This window comes from Vreelandella boliviensis LC1 (assembly GCF_000236035.1).
Taxonomy (GTDB): Bacteria; Pseudomonadota; Gammaproteobacteria; order Pseudomonadales; family Halomonadaceae; genus Vreelandella; species Vreelandella boliviensis.
In genome coordinates, this window is sequence record NZ_JH393258.1 from 122,485 (window position 1) to 142,528 (window position 20,044).

A 20,044-nucleotide genomic window follows, 5' to 3' on the forward strand; every position below is an offset into this window, starting at 1 on the left:
CAGTAGCATTTGAGGATTTACCCTTAATTGGCTGCGAATTAAAATCAGCATCACCCTTTTATCGGCACAAAAACCGGCGCGCCATCCACTTCTACCACCGCTAGTTTTTGCCGATAAAGGCTTTCCAACGCACTGGGCACCAGCATGCTATCTCGCGGGCCCCAGCAGGCCTCCCCATTGGGATAGAGCAGTAAAATATGGTCGCACCAGCGGGCAGCCAGGTTTAGGTCGTGTAAGCACATGATGACCGCCTGCCCCTTGGCAGCCTGCTCCGCCATCAGCGCCATTACAGCGCTCTGGTGGTGAAGATCAAGATGGTTGGTGGGCTCGTCGGCCAACCACAGGTTTGGCGCTTGGGTCAGTACAGTAGCTATTGCCACTCGCTGGCGTTCACCGCCGGAAAGCGTGCTGACCAAGCGGTCGCGCAGGTGCGCCACATCCAGGCGCTCAAGAGCAGCCTCGGCGCGGGCGTAGTCATCGGCGCCCTCCATCTGCCATGGGGATAGGTAGGGATGGCGACCAATCAGTGCCGTTTCCAGCACGGTCGCCGGAAATCCATCCTGGCGATCTTGAAATACCACCCCTAAACGCTGGGCGATATGGCGGCGACGTAGGTGACCAAGCACTGAGTCGTTAAGTTGAACGCTGCCTGAACGTGGAGCATGCAGCCCTGCCAAGGTATGCAGCAGCGTGGTTTTACCCGCTCCGTTGGGGCCTAACACTCCCCAAACCTGCCCAGGTTCAATGACTAGGTTTAACGGCATACCTCCTGCGCGTTCGGGCACGTCGATGATGAGGTCTCGGGTAGCCAGTACGCTCATCAGCGGCTCCGGTAGAGCAGGAACAGGAAGGTGGGCACGCCCAATAGTGCCGTGATTACCCCAACGGGCAGCTGTTCCGGGGCGATCATGGTGCGCGCCAGAGTATCGGCCAACACTAAAAGCGTACCGCCCGCCAGTGCGCAGGCAGGCAGTATCAGCCGCTGGTCGTTGCCTAACAACAAGCGCAGCATATGCGGTACGACCAAGCCGACAAAACCAATGCTGCCTGCGGTGGTCACGGCCGCAGCGGTGAGCAGGCTGGCGGCAACGTAAATACACCACTCCAGGGGCCTAACCGCAACGCCCAGCGCAGCGGCTTGCTGCGGGCCACGGGCCAGCACATTCAGGCTACGCCCCAGCGGAATCAGTACCACGCAGGTAGCCAATAACAATAGCAGCGGCGGCCAAGGTGTTCGCGCGTAGGAGAGATCGCCCATCAGCCAGTAGAGCATGCCCGGCAAGCGTTCGGCGGGGCTCAACGCCAGCATTAGCGTAATCACCGCGCCCCACCCCGCCGCGACCACTACGCCGGTAAGCAGTAATCGCGAAGGCGTCCAACTTCCGCTGCCGTGGGCCAAGCCAAACACTAAAAAAGTAGAGAAAAGCGCACCGCCAAAGGCCGAACCTGAAATCGCCAGCCCGCCGAGACCACCCAGCATGGCCGCCAGCGCGCCAATCGAGGCACCGCCGGAAAGCCCCAGCACATAAGGGTCAGCGAGAGGATTGCGCAGTAGCACCTGCATCAAGGCGCCCGCGACCGCCAACAAACCGCCGACGGCAAACGCCGAGAGGGCCCTGGGCAAGCGCAGCTCCATCACCATGGTGCGCGCCAGAGCATCGCCTCCACCCTGCCCTATATGACCAAGTGCAACGTCCCAAATTTGCGCCGGAGAAATCTGCGCACTGCCAACCCCAAGGGCGATAATCAGCGACGCCAACGCCGCTAGTAATAGCAGGCTAAGCGGCAGACCCAGGCGTGAAAGCATTAACTGCGCCCACGCTTTTGGCGTGCAATATCCAGCTTCTCACAGAGTATCTGTGTGCCCTCCATCAGCCGCGGCGTAGGCCGTTGAATCAGCGAAGGCGGCACAAAAAAGAGATTATCTTCGGCCACGGCCTTCAGATTGGGGTACTGCTCCCAGTGGGTCAGCCAGTGGCGGTTCTCTTCGCCCATGCCACCGGCAACAATCGCTTCAGGATTCGCGGCTAACACGGCCTCATCATCGATACGCGGCACCCGCCGCGACAGCCCGCCAAACACATTTTGACCGCCGCAAATCTCGATCACCTGACCGATCAGGTGCTGGTCGTTAATGCTCATTAGCGGCTCATCCCACACTTGGTAGAACGTGGTTACCGGGTCGCGATCTCGGTAGCGCGACGTAAGCGTGGCCATGGTGTCGCGGAAATTATCGGCCACCGCCTGTCCGGCAACCTCTGTGCCTGCCAGTCGCGCCAAACGCTCAATGGCACTGGCAACGCCCGCTACATCGCGGGGCTCGATATAGAACACAGGCATGCCCAAGGCTTCGAGGGTTTCAAGTTGTTCGGCTGGGTTACCCGTCACCCAACCAATGACTAGATCGGGTGCCAGCCCCACCAGCGTTTCTAAATCAATCCGGGTGTGGCTACCCACCGACGCCACTTGTTGGGCTTCAGGCGGATAGTCGCTGTAAGAAACCACTGCCACCACCTGATCTCCCGCACCCGCCGCGTAGGTTAACTCGGTCGCGCCGGGGGAAAGTGTCGCAATCCTTCGGGCGCGATCGTGAAGACATACTTCGCGGTCACGGTCATCCATTGCACAACGCGAGTGATCATGACCCAACGACGCTGCCGACAATAGCAGCAGCGCGAGGCCCAAGGCCCCACGCGCAACACCCCTTGCTCTATTGGCCAAAGTGAACACTCAAGAACCCTGCTCGACCAGCGTTAATATAGTCACGTGACGTCGAATACTCTTTATCAAAGGCATTTTCTAGCGTAACACGAGCGCTCCAGAGTGGCGCAAACCGCCATCCTGCGCGCAGGTTAACCAGTCCATAGCCCCCTAACCGCTGGGTATTGGCGACGTTATCGTAGCGGTAACCCTGCGCGACTAACGAGCCCCCAAACGACCAATCGCCAAGCTCGCGGTCTGCATCCAGGCGCACACTTTGACTGGCACGGCGAGCTAATCGATTACCGGTATCTCGATCTTCCGGATCCAGATAGGTAAAGGCAGCCTGGAGTGTCCAATCGTTGACCTCGACCCCGCTGGCTAGCTCGGCACCCCGTATACGCGCACGGTTAACGTTTTGCGGTGCCCATAAACCACTCGACGTTGGTGCCCAGGCAATCAGATCATCGTAATCGTTTTGAAAGGCGGCCAAATCCCAGAACCACTGGCTATATTGGCCGCGAACACCCACTTCAACAGTTTCGGAGGTTTCCGGATTGAGATCGGGGTTGCCAGAATTCGGCCAATAGAGGTCATTGAAGCTCGGCGCTTTGAACGCAGTACCCACACTGGCACGCAGTGTGTGATCGTTATCCAGCTCGTAGCCTAGCGCCAAGCTGCCGGTGACTTCATCGTCATAGGCTTCGTTGTCGTCGTAACGCAGGCTGGCTTGAATGGTGAACGGCGAAAAGTCGAGCAGTCCTTGGGTAAACACAGCGGTGTTATCGCGGCTGGTGACATCAAAATCGTTGGTGCTTGAAACGCGGTCTTCGCTGATTTCAGCGCCAGCGATCAATTCATGGGCGCCAAACTGAAGGTTGTTCTGCCAGCGGGCGGTTTGGGTGCGGGTATCAATGATCGAGTCACCAAAGTTATCTAGCGTGTCCAGCTCGTCGCGGGCTTCGCTAAGGGTCAGGCGACTCTGCCAGGTATCGGTGACCGGCACCTCGCCGTAAATGCCTGCCACCTGCTGGACAAAATCATTCTCTCCACCGTCATATTCGTTGTTACCGCGCGCGCGCAGTGCCAGCATGCCGACTTCAGCGCCACTCTCAAAGGTATGCGCAACGCGGGCCAGCGCCGACGTGTTGTCGTAGCCTTTGTCGTCACCGCCGCGACGAACGGGCTGGCCATCCGTATTGAAATGGCTAGCGGCAAAGCTGTAGCGTGTGCCCCCCTCACGGCCAGAAACGCCTGCGCTTAACCGCTGGGTATTAAAGGAACCACCGCCCACTGAGATTCTGGGGCGCGGGCCTTCTTCTTCTCCATCGGGGGTAAACAGCTGAATGACACCACCGACCGCATCCGCACCGTAAAGGCTACCGCGGGGGCCGCGCACGATTTCCGCGCGGTCAAACATGCGTGGGTCTAGATACTGAAATGCGGCGCCACCCGCCGTGGCAGATCGCAGGCGAATACCGTCGATCATCAGCACGGAGGCATCGCTGGGCGTACCCCGCAGGTAAACGCTGCTATTTTTACCAAAGCTGCCGTTGCTGGTGATATCAACGCCCGGCTGGCCACGTAAAAGATCGGTCAGGCTGGTGGGGTCTTGGCGGCGAAAAGTGGCTTCATCCAGCACAGTAACGGAAGAGAGGCTTTCGTTGGCGGTCCGGGGCGCTAACGTCGCAGTCACAACGACAGGATCTAGCGCGGCTAATTCGGTCGTCGCTTCAGCGTATTGGGCCTGGGCAGAAAAGGAGATGGCTAGCGGTAACGCAGCCATACAAAACGCCGCCCGTTTGGCGGTCGTGTGGAAACGGTGATTCATGTGAGATCCCTTGCTCGTCGTGCTCACCCGCACAACGCAGTTTTTTTGACCGAGCGCAGGGAAAAATAAGGGAGTAACGATAGCGTTGCGCCACCGTTCACTGCCCTAAGAACGCCCTCCGCGGCTCGGCATGGTTTGGTTCAGTTAGAACCATTACTCTCGGGCCGGTCTCCGGGCTGACGAGCGAAAGGCAGCATCTAAAACAGCACCTTTCCGAACGACCACCTTCCCGTGCATAAGCACAGTGGCGTTTTAGCCGTTCTTATCTCGATCACCGTTGCGGGGGCAGCGTTGGAATCACGCAAGGCGTTCACCAACTTCCCGTTTCACTAGCGGCTTTATCCACCGCCAGCACCTTAGAGTGGGCGTAAACTAGCAACTTGCCAAAGGGAGGTCAATTGAATTGGGGTGGGAGGTAAGCCGCTCAAGAAAGCCGCCAGTGGCTATTTGAGCGCCATCACTAACCCATGGCGCACATACCACACCTGCTTGGCTTGGGCGGTGGCATCTTGGGTGAACCAGCCATTGAGATCACGCAGGCGGCGCTGTTCGGGCTGCATGGGCACAATTCCGCGCCCCACTTCCGTGGCGATGATGATGAGTGGGCTGTTTAGCTTGTCGGCGTGCTGGCAGAGCTTAACCATATCGCTCTGCCACTGCTGGCGCAGGATATCGGTATCGTCACGTTCCAGAACAGCGCGGAGCCACTCAAGCACGCCTGTTATAACCAACGGCGTGTTGGCCACCAACGCTTGCTGGCTATCGATGAAGGGCCTATCAGTATCTAGACGCCACCAGTTCGCCGCGAGAAAGCGAGCGGCTACGGCGTCGCGTTTACCAGCGCAGGCACCGCCGATGAAGAGCTGCATTGCCATTCCTCTTTGCCTTGTGCGTTTTTCTGGTAAATAAGCTGCCATCGTCTTCCTTGAGCCTGCAGCACGGAGCCATCCCAGAAGTGAAGGGTTTCAAAACGGCGGCGCAGCTCACGAATTACGCCGCCATGGGTAACAGCTAAAATTTTGCTGTGGCCACTGGCGGGAGCGTTTAGCGCCAGATCATGTAGCCAAGCATCCAAGCGCGCGCGCAGTTGGGCCGCCGATTCGCCGCCGGGAATTTGCAGTTCGCCTACACTATCAATCCAGGCGCGGTAGTGGGGTAAGTCCTTTAGCTCGTCGTAAACTTTGCCTTCGTACTCGCCGAAATCGAGCTCGCGCAGGCGCGGCTCCAGCGTAAGGGGCACGCCTGACTTGGCGGCTTGGGCCCACGCTAGGGTTTGTTGGCAGCGGTTTAAGTCGCTTGAGTAGATGGCATCAAAACGCTCCTCCGCCAACGCTTCACGCAGTGCTAGCAGCCCCTCTTCAGCCTCGGGAAATAGCAGCGGAATATCCTGCTGACCTTGATAACGGCGCTCTATATTCCAAGCGGTGATACCGTGGCGAACTGCCACCAGCTCCACAGTAAGATCAGTAGCCAAAGCTCTCCCCCTTCGATGGTGGCGCCTACCATATCGCCGTTAATTCCGTTAAACAGTCGCAACATTAGCCAGCGCATTAGTACCACAAAAACAGTGACCGTTAGCATCAACACCACCACTGCGGGCGCGAGCAGTGCTATCAGCGCCAGCGGCACCAATGCAAGTGCCACATCTTGACCGCTAAGTGACTGCTGCCAGCTCCACGCCATGCCTTGCTGCTTGGCGCAGGGAGTCAGCACCAGTAACGCTACGCCCGCCCAGCGCCCAAGCGCGGGGACTACTAATAGCCACCAGAGCGGCGCCTGGTAGGTCAGCAGTGCCCAAACCAGCACAGCCTTCCAGGCGAGTAGAAACACCAGCGCCAGCATTCCGAAGCTGCCGATTTGCGGGTCTTTCATAATTTCCCAACGGCGCGCTAATGGCTGATTGCTGCCCAGTGCATCGGCGATATCCATTACGCCGTCCAAATGCAGCCCACCCGAGAGCGCCACCCACACGCTTAGTACCGCCAAAGCGGTGATCGGCGTGGGAACGTTGTGCATAGCAAACACTGTTAGCGCCAGCACGCTACCTATCATCAACCCCACTAACGGATAGGCGCGTACTGCCCATCGGCGGGTATCGGGCGTCCAGGGAGCAGCGATTGGAATGGGGATGCGTGTAAGGAACTGCAGCGTCAGCAACACACCGAACAAGGCATTTTTCAAACGCTTACCTCCTTACCATGCTTCCACTGCTTATCTTTCCATGTCAGTACACTGCCTGCGACGATTTCGAGTACTGTGTCAGCCTCTGCCGCTACCCAGTGGTGGGCACGCTGTAGAAAAGCCAAATAGCGCCATGTTTCCGCATCAGTAGGCGGCAGTGCTTCGTTAATATCATTGGAAACAATCACCAAATGCACGCTGCGTGCTCGGGCATCATTAAGTGTATCTACCAGCAGCGCCAAACCCTCCTCGTCGCTTATCTCACTGGCATACAGGACTTGGCTGGTCCAGAGGGTTAGGCAATCAAGCAGCACGGCGCTACCATCTGGCACCTTGGCAATCGCTTGATCAATTCGTAGCGGTGCCTCAATCGTTTTCCACTGCACGTTTTGCCACTGCTCTTGCCTGGTTTGACGGTGGCGAGCCACTCTTTCGTCCATTTCGTCGTCGTACACTTCTGCGGTGGCTAAGTAGTAACAGGGCGAATTGCCCGCTGCACTCACCACTCGCTGCTCTGCTATCTGGCTTTTTCCCGAGCGCGCCCCGCCGCTAACGAAGACAATCATGCAGTTCCTTTTTCCAAAACATTTTTCAACACGCTTATTAGCCGTCGATTAGCAGCGACATCGCGTAGCGCCACCCGCAGCCAGCCGCCGTGGAGCCCGGCAAAATTATGGGTATGACGAACCAAAACACCCTGGCGTAGCAGCTGCTCAAACAGCGCAGCACTGCTAATTTCATGCATGGCACCAGGCCGGATAAGAAAAAAACACGCGTGGCTGGGCACGACTTCTAACCCTAACTCAGTAAGCGCTTGAGCCATACGCGGACGCTCGCTGGCCAGCCACCGCTGGGTGCGCCGGGCAAAGGCATCATCCGCCAGCAACGGCGCCACCAGTTCAGCTGCGAGGTGATTGACGCTCCAGGGCGGCTGGTGGGCCTGTGCCGCTTGAACAGTCACAGCATCCGCCAGCAGGTAACCCAGCCGAAGCCCTGGCAGGGTATAAAACTTGGTCATGGAGTGCAGCAGCATCAGATGCGGGTAGCGCGCCAACAGCGGTGCCAACGACGCCTCTGTTGGCGCCTCACCCATCGTCTCTCCCACCATGTCGATAAAGGCTTCGTCGACCACAACGCGGCAACCAATTGCAGCGGTGTAATTCAACAAGGTCTCCATTGCAGGGATATCGATAAGCGTAGCGGTAGGATTATTGGGGCGGCATAGAAACAGCACATCAGTGTCGCTTAACGCTTCCAGCAGCGAGTCAACGTCCAGCGTAAAGTGCGGCGCGGGCAGCGCGATCTCGCTGATTGAAAGCCGATGGGCACAGCAAGCGCGGGCATACTCGCCAAAGCTTGGGGTAATAATCGCCGCGCGCTTACCCGCATGCAGCGCGGCGACGAGGAAAATAGCCTCAGCGCCGCCGTTAGTCAGCAGTACCTGTTCTGGCTGAAGCTGGTGATGGGAGGCGATGGCCTGACGAGCAGCGGGATAATCGGGCGCAGGGTAGCGTTCAAGACCTGTCAGCTGTTTTGCTAACCAATCGCTAACCCACGCTGGCGGCCCCAAGGGATTGAGGTTGGCGCTAAAGTCGTCCAGGCGTTGATCGGCGGGCAACCCAAAGTGGGCTAACAGCGCTTCGGCCTGGCCGCCGTGGATGGGCCATATAAATTTGCTCATAATAGCCCCTAAAAAATGAATAGTAGCCCCGTCATCACGACCACTGACAGCAACATAAATAGCATCCAGGCACCGTGCATTAAGCTAACTGTAGCGCTGATATGGGCAACACGCAGCGGCTCAAGCGGCTTGCCCAAGGTCGCCTGGTGTGAAGCCACGCCTTGGTAAAAATTAGTCCCCCCGAGTTGCACACCCAGCAGCCGGGCTACCATGGCCTCTGACCAGCCGGCGTTGGGGCTGGGATGGTGGGGTGCATCTCTGCAGGTGCCGCGCAATGCGCCTTGCCAGCGCAGGGTCAAAACACCTGATGCACAGAGTAGCAGGCCAGCGAGCCATAGGCACAGCGCGGTCAAGCGTGCGGGCGCCCAGTTAACCACATCGTCCAACTTGGCGGAGGCATAACCGAAATCAGCATAGCGTTCGTTTTTGTAACCTACCATCGAATCCAGGGTATTAACCGCTTTATACGCCAGCGCTAGCGGCGCCCCGCCGATCAGGGCAAAAAATAGTGGGGCGGTAATGCCGTCAACGGTGTTTTCCGCCACGGTTTCCACCGTGCCGCGGGTGATATCCGCTTCATCCAAGTTTTGCGTATCGCGCCCTACTATCATTCCCAGCGCCTTGCGTGCGGCAGGCAAATCGCCTTTGGTCAGCGGCTCGACCACGGCCCGGGCCGCGTCGCCCAAGCCTTTAATCGCCAGTGTCGTCGAGAGCAGCCAAAGCTCGGCTATCAATGCTAGGCCAGGATGCAAGCGTTCCAGCAGCGCCAGCGCTAGCCAGCTAATCCCCCCTACGCCGCAGACGACAATAATCGTTAGCAGGAAACCGCTGACTCTGCGCTGCCGCGGTGTACCGCGATTCCACAGCCGCTCAAAAGCGCTGATTAAGCGCCCGATTAGTACCACCGGGTGAGGCCAGGAACGCGGATCACCAACAATTAAATCAATTGCGATCGCTAAGATGATCAGAACAATACCGCCAAAAGTGGCGCCTACCATCACGGCGCTGCCTTATCGCTAACACCAGCATCGGCAAAAGTAGCCATTTCCGCCACCATGGCTGTCGCCGCTTGCAGCAATGGATACGCAAGCGCCGCGCCGCTCCCTTCTCCTAACCGCATGGCCATATCGAGTAGTGGTTTGGCCTCCAGCACTTTTAACGCTACATCGTGGCCTGGCTCCTGGGAGCGATGACCAAAAATCAAATAGCCACGCACGGCGGGGCATATTCTACAGGCGATGAGCGCGGCGACGGAGGCAATAAAGCCATCCACAATCGCAGGCATCTGATTGGCCGCGGCTGCCAAATAGGCGCCGGTCATAGCGGCAATCTCCAGGCCGCCTAGCTTGGCCAGCACCTCTAGAGGGGCCTGGGGGTCAGCGTTACGCGCAGCGATAGCGCGTTCAATCACCGCTACTTTGTGCGTCTGCTGCTGTGGGTTAATCCCCGTTCCCGCACCCACCACGCTTGCCACCGACTCACCTGTTAGTACCGCCAATACCGCGCTGCTAGCAGTCGTATTGGCAATGCCCATTTCACCGACAATAATACACTTTGCACCCGATTTTTTTGCTCGTTCCACGCCAGCCACACCCACATTAATAGCCGCAATGGCTTCAGCCGATTGCATCGCGTCTTCGTCCACCATATTGGCAGTGCCATGGCGCACCTTGGCAGAGGTCACACCAGGCAGTATTAAGGACGAAGCTACGCCTACGTCTACGATCTCGACCTGCGCGCCTATCTGACGGGCAAAGACATTAATCGCCGCCCCTCCGTTGGCAAAGTTGGTCACCATTTGGGCGGTCACTGCTTGGGGAAAGGCGGACACCCCCTCTGCGGCAACGCCATGATCGGCGGCAAACACAATCACCGCAGGCGGCGTTACGCTGGGCTTGAGTTCACCGGTGATTGCGCTCAGCTGAATAGCTAAATCTTCTAAGGCTCCCAAACTACCTGGCGGCTTGGTCAGCGTATCCAAGTAGCGTCGCGTCGCTTCACCAGCCTTGAGGTCAACTGACTGAATGTGGTCAACAATAGCGTGCATGCAAGCTCCGGCTCACTAGGGGTCATCAAACATTCAAAGGCAAAGCGCAAAATGGTAGCAAAAGCCTGGGTGCTATACTTGCTATTTCACTGGCGATGCTTCCACCCTGTCAGGAATCCATGAATACCATCGCGTGCTTTACGTGAGGTGGTCAGCCGCCTACATTCGGGTAATAAAACTACAAATGTGGTTTTTATTGCCGTAAAGTCTCTTAAATCGACGCTAAAAAATGTAAAATAACTACAATATTTATTCACCGTCTCTATCATGCAGAGGTCCCTATGCCGAGCTCAACACCTGCCACTTTAAATTCTACCGTCGCTGAGGTTACCCAGCGCATTCGTGAGCGTTCTGCTGAGCGTCGCGCCCTCTACGAACAACGCATGGCTGACCAGCATAAACGCGGTGTGCACCGTGCTGAGTTAAGCTGCGGCAATCTGGCCCACGGCTTTGCTGCCTGCAACCCGCAGGACAAAGATTCCCTCAAACTGATGAACAGCGCCAACCTGGGAATCATTTCGGCCTACAACGACATGTTGTCGGCTCACCAGCCGTTTGAAACCTTCCCGGCCACTATTAAAGCCGCTGCCAGCGCGATGGGGTCAACGGCCCAGTTTGCCGGTGGTGTACCGGCAATGTGCGATGGCGTGACCCAGGGCCAGCCGGGGATGGAGCTATCGCTGTTTTCACGGGATGTGATTGCCATGGCCGCCGCCGTAGGGCTTTCCCACAACATGTTTGACGCTGCGCTCTACCTGGGCGTGTGCGATAAGATTATCCCTGGGCTGTTTATTAGCGCCGCACGCTTTGGCCACCTGCCAGCAATGTTTGTGCCAGCAGGCCCCATGCCCAGCGGCCTGCCGAATAAAGAGAAGGCGCGTATCCGCCAACTCTACGCAGAAGGTAAAGTGGGCCGTGCTGAGCTGCTGGAGGCGGAATCCGACTCCTACCACAGCCCCGGCACCTGCACCTTCTACGGCACGGCCAACTCCAACCAGCTGATGATGGAAGTCATGGGCCTGCACCTGCCGGGCACCTCCTTCGTCAATCCTGGCACCGAGATGCGCGAAGCACTGACCCGCTACGCCACCGAACAGGCGATTCGCAACACCGAGCCCGGCGGCAACTATCGCCCGTTCTACAAGCAGATCGACGAGCGCGCCATCGTCAATGCCGTCGTTGGGCTTCTCGCTTCTGGCGGTTCGACCAACCACACGCTCCACCTGATTGCCATGGCCGCCGCTGCGGGCATTACCCTAAATTGGGATGACTTCACCGATCTTTCCGCGGTCACGCCCAGCCTGATGAAGGTGTACCCCAACGGTCAGGCGGATATCAACCACTTCCAAGCCGCTGGTGGCATGAGCTATTTATTCCGCGAGCTGCTGGGCGCTGGCCTGCTCCACGGCGATATTCCCACCGTGTTCGGCACCGACCTGACTGCCTACACCCAGGAGCCTTTCCTGGAAGACGGCAAAGTCGTCTGGCACGAAGGCCCTGAGAAGAGCCTCGACGAAGCTGTGCTAAGCCCCGTCGCCAATCCCTTTGCGCCGACGGGCGGCCTTACAGTAATGAAAGGCAACCTGGGCCGCGGTGTGATCAAAGTCTCCGCGGTGGCCGAGGAGCATCGCATCGTTGAAGCACCGGTGAAGATTTTCGAAGACCAGAACGAAATGAAAGCGGCGTTTGAGTCCGGCGATCTAGATCGCGATGTAATCGTGGTCGTCCGCTTCCAGGGCCCCAAAGCCAACGGTATGCCGGAACTCCACAAGCTGACACCGTTCCTGGGCGTGCTACAGGACCGTGGCTATAAAGTGGCGCTGGTCACTGACGGCCGCATGTCGGGCGCATCGGGCAAGGTACCGGCTTCCATTCACATGAGCCCGGAGGCCCTGGACGGCGGCCCACTGGCCAAACTCCGCGATGGCGATATCGTCCGCCTGGATGCCAACGCCGGTACGTTGGAAGCCAAAGTTGCCCCTGCTACCTGGGCTAATCGGGAATTGGCGATTGGCAACCTGGATCACTACCACGTTGGCCTGGGCCGTGAGCTGTTTTCAGGCTTTCGCCACTTGGCCATGCGCGGCGAGGAAGGCGCTGGCGTGTTTGGTGGTTTTGAAGCCGACGACCTCGCCCGCCAGCAGGGGCAAATCTCACAAGAGGATGCCTGATGCGACCGGCACTCATCGGCGATATTGGGGGCACCAACGCACGACTGGCGTTGGTGTCGCCCGGTGAAATAACCCCGCGCGATATTTTGAATCTACCCTGCGCCGACTACCCCGGCATTGTCGAAGCGGTTCAAGACTACTTGAACTGCGTGGGCGCCACCGGTGACAACGCGCCTCAAGAGGCGTGTTTGGCGTTTGCCTGCCCCGTTCATAACGAGCGGGTCAAAATGACCAATAACCATTGGGACTTTTTAAAGAGCGACGTCCAACAGACGCTCAACCTGTCCCTTTTTAAAGTCATCAACGACTTCACCGCCCAGGCATTGGGTGTACCCCATGTGGCTGAAAGTGATTTAGTGGAAATCCAGCCAGGCCAAACCCAAGCACACTCGACACGCTTGGTGATCGGCCCTGGTACCGGGCTGGGCGTTGCCGGGGTATTTCCCGGGCAGCACGCCTGGATACCGCTCCCCACCGAAGGCGGCCACGTTACTTTTGCGCCCACGGATAGCACCGAGCGGGCGCTGCTGGAGGTATTTCTGCAGCGTCACAAACGGGTGAGTGTAGAGCGCATCTTGTGCGGTCAGGGGTTACTGGAGCTTTACCAAGCGCACTGTAGACTTGAGGGAATTGAGCCAAGCCTCACCAGCCCCGCAGAGGTGACCACAGCGGCCAATGAAGGCGATAGCCTTGCTACCGCTGCCCTGCTGCGCTTTCTAAAAATTCTTGGTGATGTGTGCGGCGACGCCACGTTAACCATGGGCGCTAGGGGCGGGGTCTATCTATGTGGCGGTATTCTTCCACGCCTGCTGGAGTGGCTGCCAAAAAGCGAATTGCGCGAGGCCTTTGTTGATAAAGGCCGCATGGGCGCCTACAACGCCGACATCCCCGTGTGGGTGGTGACCGCGCCTTGGACGGGGCTGCTAGGCGCTGCCGAAGCACTGCATAACGAAGAAGTTTTCTGACAGCATTTCTAATAAAATCAACAGGGAACCAGCTATGCCCGCCGCCACTTTTGATGTGCCGTTTGTACTCGGCATGATGCGCTTGCACGAAGCGCCTGCCATGCATGCCCCTGAACAGTTAGCCGATTGGATCGAAGCGCACCTGGAACAGGGCCTAAACTGGTTTGACCATGCCGATATCTACGGTAGCAACCAAGGTGAAACGCTGTTTGGCGCCGCGCTAAAAGCCCGCCCTGCCCTGGCTCGGCGGGTTCATATTGTCACCAAAGCGAGCATCGCCAACGATAACCCCGCGCCCGGATCGGGTAAGGTAAAACACTACAACGTTAGCCCTGCTTATTTAAATAGCGCCATCGACGCATCGCTTGGGCGTTTAAATGTCGAACGCCTCGATCATTTTTTGATTCATCGGCCCGACCTGTTGATGAACGCGGAAGCTACCGGTCGTGTGTTGGACGATGCCATTGAAGCGGGCAAAATTGGTGCTGCGGGCATTTCCAACCATTTACCAAGCCAGTGGCGGCGCTTGCAAGGCGCCATGCATCACCGCCTAAGTGCCAACCAGATCGAGCTCTCAATCGCCCATACAACGCCTCTGTTCGACGGTAGCTTTGATGATCTTTGCGCCGACGGTCACGCCCCCATGGCGTGGTCGCCACTTGCGGGCGGGCAGCTGATGCAGGGCGCCGTTGGCGACTGTTTGGATAAGTGGGCAACCAAGCTTGAGTGCGCTCCAAGCGCTTTAGCGCTGGCATGGCTGCGCAGCCTACCCAACTCGCCGGTACCGGTGATTGGCAGCGTTAAACATGACCGCATCAGCGATATGCTGAATGGCCCCGCAACGCTACCCCCGGAAGCGTGGTATGAACTGCTTGAAGCCGCGCGCGGCCACTGCGTGGCATAAAACTGTTCGGTGCAGCATTGTCTTTAAAAAACTGCCTGTAAAAAACTGCCTAGTTAAAAACTGCCTAGTAAATAACTTGATCGTTATAAAACAAATACATTAATTTTAAGGAGCCACAAATGACACCCGTTATCGCCTTTGGGGAAGCGCTGGTTGATATGCTCTCCAGTCGCTTGGGGGCAGCCACTGATGCCCAGGAAACCTTTACCCCCTACGCCGGTGGCGCCCCTGCGAACGTGGCGGTCGCCTGCGCCCGCTTGGGTGTACCTAGCCAGTTTCTGGGTATGGTGGGTGACGATACCTTTGGGCATTTTCTGCTGCGTGAACTTAAACATCATGGCGTAGACACCAGCGGCGTTATGCTCACAAAGCAGTCGCGCACGGCGCTGGCGTTTGTTTCCCGGGATGACGTTGGCGAACGCACCTTTGATTTTTATCGCCCACCCGCCGCTGATCTGCTTTATCGCCTAGAGCATTTACCCCAGGGTATTTTTGAGACCCCTGCCATTCTGCACCTGTGCAGTAACAGCCTGACTGACCCCGAGATCGCCGACGTTACCCTGGCGATGGCCACCATGGCCAAGCGCGCCGGTTGCCTTGTCAGCGTAGACGCCAATTTACGCCATAACCTGTGGCCCGGCGGTGAAGCGGATGCCAGCTTAGTCACACAGCTGCTAGACGGCGCAGAGCTGCTCAAGCTCTCCCAGGAAGAGCTCGACTACTTACGTGCCGATCATCCTGCAGAATCGTGGCTTTCAGAACGGCTCGCGGCAGGGGTAAAAGTTATTTTGATTACCGACGGCCCCAATGATGTCTTACTCAAAGGCGTCGGTATCGACCAGCGAATTGCGCCACCCAAAGTGGAAGCGGTAGATACCACCGCCGGGGGCGACGCCTTTATTGGCGGGCTGTTATCAGAGCTCTCGGCTCACGGCATCAATGAAAACTGGCATAACGATACAGATTTTCTTCATCGTGCGGTGGATACCGCCTGCCGTTGCGGCGCCCATGCGGTCACTCGGCCAGGCGCTTACGCCTCACTCCCCACCCACGCGGATATCGAAGCGCTTCGCGCAGGCTGATATATAAAGCCTTCAATTAAAATGCCACCCTTTTTTTAGGTGGCGTTTTATTTGCGGCTGATTAATTATCAAACATCAAATTCAGGTTCTAGGGCACGGTATAGACGCTTATAACGTGCAAAGTTATTGGCATGCCGGTGTTTTTTCGGGCTTGGTTCAAAGACTCTTTCGATCTTGGGCGGCTGACAGACCGCCTCGGGATTTTCTTGAGTGACCGCCAAACGCGCTAAACGCGCAGCCCCAAAAGCAGGGCCCGACTCACTCTCTTCGCATCGCATAATAGGCCGCTCTAAAATATCAGCCAGTAGTTGCAGCCAATAATCACTTCGGCTCCCCCCTCCAATCACGGTTAATCGCGTGATCGGCGTACCGGCCTGCTCGATGACATTCCGCGCTTCGCGTAACGAAAACCCCACGCCTTCCAACACGGCCTGAATCACTTCGCCTACACTGCTGGATGGGTGTAAACCAAACAGAACGCCGCGGGCATCGGGGTTGTTATGGGGTGTTCGTTCGCCGTTTAAATAAGGCAGAAACAGCAATGACGACGCGGCACTTTTTTGATTTTCAGCAGCAGCCAGGGCTTCGTCAATCGATACACCCATCAGTTTAGCCGCCCAGGCGAGTACGCTTGCCCCATTGAGCATTGCTGCCATTTGAAACCAACGGCCTGGTAGCGCATGGGCAAAGGCGTGCAATGCATGCTCCGGGGCTGGGCGGTAACCTGATGTGGCGATAAACAGCTGACTCGATGTCCCTAGGGTAAAGAAAGCATCACCTTCGTTAATGGCTCCTAAACCTAGCGCCCCCGCTGCTACATCTCCCGCACCGGCAGCAATCGGAACCTGGTTTTCAATATCCCACTCAATGCCCCATCGAGCTGCGATATCCGGTTTGAGCGTGGCCAAAGCGGTACTGCCCTCCGCCAATTGCGGCAACTGGTGCTCAGCGACCCCACACACTGCCAGTATCTCTGGGCTCCACGCTCGCCTAGCTTGATCAAGCAGCTGGGTGCCCGACGCATCACACATATCGGTGATGCGCTCACCACTCATCCGCCAACGGACGTAATCCTTTGGCAAAAGGAAGTGGTGGGCATTGGCTAGCGTTTCCGGCTCGTGGTCTTTTAACCACAACAGTTTGGCTGCCCAAAAGGCAGGCATGGGTTCAATACTGGTAATCGTAGCAACGTTATTTTTCAAGTGCTGTTTAAGCTGCTGACACTGCTGGCTCGCCCGGCTGTCGTTCCACAAAATGGCCGGACGAATGACGCCGCCGAGCCGGTTCTGAACCACCAACCCATGCATTTGGCCGGATAACCCTATCCCCGCCACTTTTGCCATGGCAGCGCCAGCCTGCTGCCTTAATTGCGCGACCACCTTTTCAACAGCTTGCCACCACAGTTCAGGATCCTGCTCTGCCCAGCCAGCATTGGGGTGAGTAACGCTGTAAGCCGAGCTTGCGGTCGCCAGACAGAACTGGTGAGCATCGACCAAAACGCCTTTTACCGCCGAGGTGCCAATATCCAGGCCTAAATACGTCTGCATACTCATGGGTGCCTTCCGTCTTGTGGTTAGGCTGCCTGGGAGGACGCGTGCCAAGCAATGCGTTCACCGCTAACCGCATCAAACAGATGGTTTTTATTCACATCAATGGCCAGCTGGATGGTGTCGCCGGGCTTAATCTGATGGCGTTCACGGAACACAATGGTGATATGTTGATCGCCTAACTTAGCGACCACATGAATCTCAGCGCCGGTGGGTTCCACCGTGATGACCTCTACCGGAACGCCTTGATCTGCCAGCGTCATATCCTCCGGGCGAATACCGTAGACCGCGTCGACTGCCGAGTTGGAGATATCAATATCTCCCAACGGCAATTGGCCACCGCCACGCACCTGGAAATGCCCATCGTCGCCCACTCGGCCATGAATCAAGTTCATACCCGGTGAGCCAATAAAACTGGCCACAAACAAATTAGCGGGGTGGTCGTACAGCTCCAGCGGCGTGCCCATTTGTTGAACGTAGCCTTGATGCAGTACCACAATACGGTCAGCCATGGTCATAGCTTCAATTTGGTCATGGGTAACATACACGGTAGTGGTTTTAAGCCGCTGATGTAGCTCTTTAATTTCCGTACGCATGGAAACACGCAGCTTAGCATCCAGGTTTGAGAGCGGTTCATCAAACAGGAACACCTGCGGGTCACGCACAATCGCTCGGCCCATCGCCACCCGCTGACGCTGGCCACCAGAAAGCTCACGCGGAAAACGTTTTAACAGCGGCTCTAAATTGAGAATCTCAGCGGCGGCATTCACCTTCTGGTTAATCTCGCTTTTGGGCGCTTTAGATAGCTTCAGTGAGAAACCCATATTGTCAGCGACCGTCATGTGCGGATAGAGCGCGTAGCTCTGAAATACCATGGCGATATCGCGCGCTTTGGGTGACATATCGTTCACCACTTTGCCGCCAATCTTCACATTACCGTCGCTGATCGACTCAAGCCCGGCAATCATTCGCAGCAACGTGGACTTACCGCAGCCGGAAGGCCCCACCAGAATGACAAATTCACCGTCGTTAATTTCGATATCCACACCGTGGATCACTCGCTCTTCCCCGAAGCGTTTTTGCACATTTTCCAGCGTAATGTTAGCCATCGTTGTATATCCTTCTTTGGTCTAATAAGAGCAGTAAAGTGGCTAAAAGTATCGGCATCCAATGTTTAGCGTTAGACATTAGTCCAAATAATCATCTATTTAAACTTAAATATTCAACGTTTAAAAGGATCATTACGACCTCAACCCTTAGCCCTACAAAAAACATAAACACATGTTTTTATTGGTTTTTAAATTCACCTCTAGCTATTATGTTGCCGATCAAAAAACACTAGCGTTACTTATTCTCGGCTCACCCTGTAGTTATTAATTACGCTAGGTGACACGATTCTGCAAATCCTTTATGTTGAACGTCGATCAGATTGGAATTTGATCCAATAAAGTGCCTGGAACAAATTCCTTACTAATAATCACAATGGGTTCTAGCGATTCACCCTTGTAGCGGCGATGCTTACTTTCGACAGAAAGGGCATAACAATAAAGAGCCTTAGGAGATAGACACATGACAACAACACGCATGCTCACCGCCACCGGATTAGGCCTAGCCATAGCCACGGCCAGCGCTACGGCAATGGCGGAAGACGTTACCATCCGCTGGGCGCTTCACCCGGGTGAAGAAGCCGATGCCGTAGTGAACTACTTTGCCCCCGAATATGAGCGCCAAACCGGCGTTAAAGTGATTGGTGAGATACTGCCACCCGACCAGTTACGCGACCGCATGTCGATCGAAGCCATTGGCGGCACCGGGCGTTGGGACATGGGCTATCACAGTCCTGGCTGGTTTGGCAGTTTCAAAGACCATGTGGTCGATTTAACGCCCTACATCGAAAAATATGATTTTGATATTGATGCTTATCCAGCGCGAATTCGCGAATCTCACATGGAGAGCAGTGCCCGCCCTGGTGAAATTATCGCCCTGCCCACCACGCCCGCGGCGCCTATGTTAATCGTCCGCGAAGATTTCTTCTCACACCCGGATGAGCAAGCCGCCTTCGAGGAAGAGTACGGGCGCAAGCTTGAAGTCCCGCGCACCTGGCAGGAGCTTTACGAGGTGGGTGAGTTTTTCACGCGTGAAGCGGGTGAAACCGTTGCCGGTGAAACCCTCGAAGAGGATCTATACGGCTGGACCGACGCTTTAGGTGCGGGCAGCGGCGTGGCACGTAGCTTTATCGTCATGCTCTACTCAACGGGCCTTGAAGGCTGGGACGAAAACTATCAACCCGACCTTGATCACCCCATCTTAGTCGAGGCCGCCAACCTGTTTGTCGATCTTGCCAATGACGTGGCGCCCCGCGCTGCCCGTAACTGGGATTTTCTTGAAGGGCTAAGCTACTTCCGCGATGGCCGTTTAGCCATGGCCACCATGTGGCCCCAGGGGCTTTCCACGGTTGAAGACCCTCAAGGTGAAGCCGCAGGTAACGTGGGCTATCAACCGCTACCCGCCTTCGAAGGCAACCTGCAGGATTACCCCCAAGGCGTGCCCTTCTTAGGTGGCGGCGGGGTCTTCGTTATGGATACTGAAAATTCAGAAGAAGCGTTTAAATTTCTGAAATGGATGCTGCAGGATAACGAAATCGAGTGGGGTAAACGCACTAAGCAATTTTCACGCGTAGCCCACTTCAACAGCGAAGAGTTACGTGGCCTGGAATCCCACTATGCTGACTTCTTGCCCGCCTACGAGCAGACCCTTGAGCACGTATTTGTTCGTCAGGGCATTCCTGAATACGGGACCGTTATGTGGCAGGGCACCGTTGACTTCGCCACCGAAGTGATGAGCGGCGACCTAACCCCAGAGCAAGCGCAGGATCGCTGGGTAGATAACATGACCCGTACCTTCCAGCGCGCAGGCTACCTCGAACGCTAGGCTA

General features: G+C 56.7%; 18 protein-coding genes and 1 riboswitch. Of the genes, 5 read left to right on the forward strand and 13 right to left on the reverse strand.

The genetic code is table 11. The features are described 5' to 3' along the window. Positions 1-50: 50 nt before the first annotated feature. The 11 genes from KUC_RS09750 to cobT all read right to left on the reverse strand — a co-directional run bounded on the left by KUC_RS09750 (position 51) and on the right by cobT (position 10,440). Entirely contained in the window at positions 51-821 is a 771-nt protein-coding gene (locus KUC_RS09750; RefSeq protein WP_007113022.1) for an ABC transporter ATP-binding protein, read from the reverse strand. Continuing rightward, positions 821-1,807, reverse strand: a complete 987-nt coding sequence (locus KUC_RS09755) for a FecCD family ABC transporter permease (RefSeq protein ID WP_007113023.1) — start codon at positions 1,805-1,807, stop codon at positions 821-823. Before KUC_RS09755 ends, KUC_RS09750 begins: the two co-directional genes overlap by 1 nt. Next, positions 1,807-2,730 carry a cobalamin-binding protein gene (locus tag KUC_RS09760; protein WP_176459037.1) on the reverse strand — a complete coding sequence of 308 codons (924 nt, stop codon included), beginning with the start codon at positions 2,728-2,730 and terminating at the stop codon, positions 1,807-1,809. Before KUC_RS09760 ends, KUC_RS09755 begins: the two co-directional genes overlap by 1 nt. After that, positions 2,711-4,531, reverse strand: a complete 1,821-nt coding sequence (locus KUC_RS09765) for a TonB-dependent receptor domain-containing protein (protein ID WP_040480614.1) — start codon at positions 4,529-4,531, stop codon at positions 2,711-2,713. Before KUC_RS09765 ends, KUC_RS09760 begins: the two co-directional genes overlap by 20 nt. Before the next feature lie 145 nt (positions 4,532-4,676). Beyond that, a riboswitch (cobalamin riboswitch) is annotated at positions 4,677-4,905 on the reverse strand. A gap of 69 nt (positions 4,906-4,974) precedes the next feature. Further along, positions 4,975-5,400, reverse strand: a complete 426-nt coding sequence (locus KUC_RS09770; protein ID WP_007113026.1) for a bifunctional adenosylcobinamide kinase/adenosylcobinamide-phosphate guanylyltransferase — start codon at positions 5,398-5,400, stop codon at positions 4,975-4,977. Beyond that, a complete protein-coding gene (locus KUC_RS09775; protein WP_040480615.1) occupies positions 5,352-6,005 on the reverse strand; it encodes a histidine phosphatase family protein in 654 nt (217 codons plus the stop codon). The genes KUC_RS09770 and KUC_RS09775 overlap by 49 nt, the downstream gene beginning before the upstream one ends. Continuing rightward, positions 5,942-6,712, reverse strand: a complete 771-nt coding sequence (gene cobS / locus KUC_RS09780; RefSeq protein WP_007113028.1) for an adenosylcobinamide-GDP ribazoletransferase — start codon at positions 6,710-6,712, stop codon at positions 5,942-5,944. The genes KUC_RS09775 and cobS overlap by 64 nt, the downstream gene beginning before the upstream one ends. Further along, complete coding sequence (locus KUC_RS09785; RefSeq protein ID WP_007113029.1) at positions 6,709-7,278, reverse strand: bifunctional adenosylcobinamide kinase/adenosylcobinamide-phosphate guanylyltransferase; 570 nt, start codon at positions 7,276-7,278, stop codon at positions 6,709-6,711. Before KUC_RS09785 ends, cobS begins: the two co-directional genes overlap by 4 nt. After that, on the reverse strand, positions 7,275-8,393 hold the full coding sequence (gene cobD / locus KUC_RS09790) for a threonine-phosphate decarboxylase CobD (RefSeq protein WP_007113030.1): 1,119 nt from the start codon (positions 8,391-8,393) through the stop codon (positions 7,275-7,277). Before cobD ends, KUC_RS09785 begins: the two co-directional genes overlap by 4 nt. An 8-nt stretch (positions 8,394-8,401) precedes the next feature. Beyond that, positions 8,402-9,391: an adenosylcobinamide-phosphate synthase CbiB gene (gene cbiB / locus KUC_RS09795; RefSeq protein WP_007113031.1), complete on the reverse strand. Its 990-nt coding sequence runs from the start codon at positions 9,389-9,391 to the stop codon at positions 8,402-8,404. Beyond that, entirely contained in the window at positions 9,391-10,440 is a 1,050-nt protein-coding gene (cobT, locus tag KUC_RS09800) for a nicotinate-nucleotide--dimethylbenzimidazole phosphoribosyltransferase (RefSeq protein WP_007113032.1), read from the reverse strand. Before cobT ends, cbiB begins: the two co-directional genes overlap by 1 nt. Positions 10,441-10,721: 281 nt before the next feature. On the opposite strand from cobT, the gene edd reads away from it, so the two are divergent. The 4 genes from edd to KUC_RS09820 all read left to right on the forward strand — a co-directional run bounded on the left by edd (position 10,722) and on the right by KUC_RS09820 (position 15,562). Beyond that, positions 10,722-12,611: a phosphogluconate dehydratase gene (gene edd, locus KUC_RS09805; protein WP_007113033.1), complete on the forward strand. Its 1,890-nt coding sequence runs from the start codon at positions 10,722-10,724 to the stop codon at positions 12,609-12,611. Next, entirely contained in the window at positions 12,611-13,576 is a 966-nt protein-coding gene (gene glk, locus KUC_RS09810) for a glucokinase (RefSeq protein ID WP_007113034.1), read from the forward strand. The genes edd and glk overlap by 1 nt, the downstream gene beginning before the upstream one ends. A gap of 34 nt (positions 13,577-13,610) precedes the next feature. Further along, positions 13,611-14,480 carry an aldo/keto reductase gene (locus KUC_RS09815; RefSeq protein WP_007113035.1) on the forward strand — a complete coding sequence of 290 codons (870 nt, stop codon included), beginning with the start codon at positions 13,611-13,613 and terminating at the stop codon, positions 14,478-14,480. A gap of 119 nt (positions 14,481-14,599) precedes the next feature. Beyond that, a complete protein-coding gene (locus KUC_RS09820) occupies positions 14,600-15,562 on the forward strand; it encodes a carbohydrate kinase family protein (protein WP_007113036.1) in 963 nt (320 codons plus the stop codon). 68 nt (positions 15,563-15,630) lie between these two features. Here KUC_RS09820 and xylB read toward each other — a convergent pair whose 3' ends face one another. Together xylB and KUC_RS09830 are read right to left on the reverse strand one after the other, a co-directional pair. Continuing rightward, on the reverse strand, positions 15,631-17,115 hold the full coding sequence (gene xylB, locus KUC_RS09825) for a xylulokinase (protein WP_007113037.1): 1,485 nt from the start codon (positions 17,113-17,115) through the stop codon (positions 15,631-15,633). Positions 17,116-17,135: 20 nt separating this feature from the next. Beyond that, a complete protein-coding gene (locus KUC_RS09830) occupies positions 17,136-18,218 on the reverse strand; it encodes an ABC transporter ATP-binding protein (RefSeq protein ID WP_007113038.1) in 1,083 nt (360 codons plus the stop codon). Between the two features lie 460 nt (positions 18,219-18,678). On the opposite strand from KUC_RS09830, the gene KUC_RS09835 reads away from it, so the two are divergent. Further along, positions 18,679-20,040 carry an ABC transporter substrate-binding protein gene (locus KUC_RS09835; RefSeq protein ID WP_040480617.1) on the forward strand — a complete coding sequence of 454 codons (1,362 nt, stop codon included), beginning with the start codon at positions 18,679-18,681 and terminating at the stop codon, positions 20,038-20,040. Positions 20,041-20,044 lie beyond the last annotated feature (4 nt).

What these genes read in the sequence shown, in the direction of transcription:
- KUC_RS09750 (WP_007113022.1), bottom strand. Translation starts at nt 821, where the DNA reads ATGAGCGTACTGGCTACCCGAGACCTCATCATCGACGTGCCCGAACGC.
- KUC_RS09755 (WP_007113023.1), bottom strand. Translation starts at nt 1,807, where the DNA reads ATGCTTTCACGCCTGGGTCTGCCGCTTAGCCTGCTATTACTAGCGGCG.
- KUC_RS09765 (WP_040480614.1), bottom strand. Translation starts at nt 4,531, where the DNA reads ATGAATCACCGTTTCCACACGACCGCCAAACGGGCGGCGTTTTGTATG.
- KUC_RS09770 (WP_007113026.1), bottom strand. Translation starts at nt 5,400, where the DNA reads ATGCAGCTCTTCATCGGCGGTGCCTGCGCTGGTAAACGCGACGCCGTA.
- KUC_RS09785 (WP_007113029.1), bottom strand. Translation starts at nt 7,278, where the DNA reads ATGATTGTCTTCGTTAGCGGCGGGGCGCGCTCGGGAAAAAGCCAGATA.
- cobD (WP_007113030.1), bottom strand. Translation starts at nt 8,393, where the DNA reads ATGAGCAAATTTATATGGCCCATCCACGGCGGCCAGGCCGAAGCGCTG.
- cbiB (WP_007113031.1), bottom strand. Translation starts at nt 9,391, where the DNA reads ATGGTAGGCGCCACTTTTGGCGGTATTGTTCTGATCATCTTAGCGATC.
- cobT (WP_007113032.1), bottom strand. Translation starts at nt 10,440, where the DNA reads ATGCACGCTATTGTTGACCACATTCAGTCAGTTGACCTCAAGGCTGGT.
- edd (WP_007113033.1), top strand. Translation starts at nt 10,722, where the DNA reads ATGCCGAGCTCAACACCTGCCACTTTAAATTCTACCGTCGCTGAGGTT.
- glk (WP_007113034.1), top strand. Translation starts at nt 12,611, where the DNA reads ATGCGACCGGCACTCATCGGCGATATTGGGGGCACCAACGCACGACTG.
- KUC_RS09815 (WP_007113035.1), top strand. Translation starts at nt 13,611, where the DNA reads ATGCCCGCCGCCACTTTTGATGTGCCGTTTGTACTCGGCATGATGCGC.
- KUC_RS09820 (WP_007113036.1), top strand. Translation starts at nt 14,600, where the DNA reads ATGACACCCGTTATCGCCTTTGGGGAAGCGCTGGTTGATATGCTCTCC.
- xylB (WP_007113037.1), bottom strand. Translation starts at nt 17,115, where the DNA reads ATGAGTATGCAGACGTATTTAGGCCTGGATATTGGCACCTCGGCGGTA.
- KUC_RS09830 (WP_007113038.1), bottom strand. Translation starts at nt 18,218, where the DNA reads ATGGCTAACATTACGCTGGAAAATGTGCAAAAACGCTTCGGGGAAGAG.
- KUC_RS09835 (WP_040480617.1), top strand. Translation starts at nt 18,679, where the DNA reads ATGACAACAACACGCATGCTCACCGCCACCGGATTAGGCCTAGCCATA.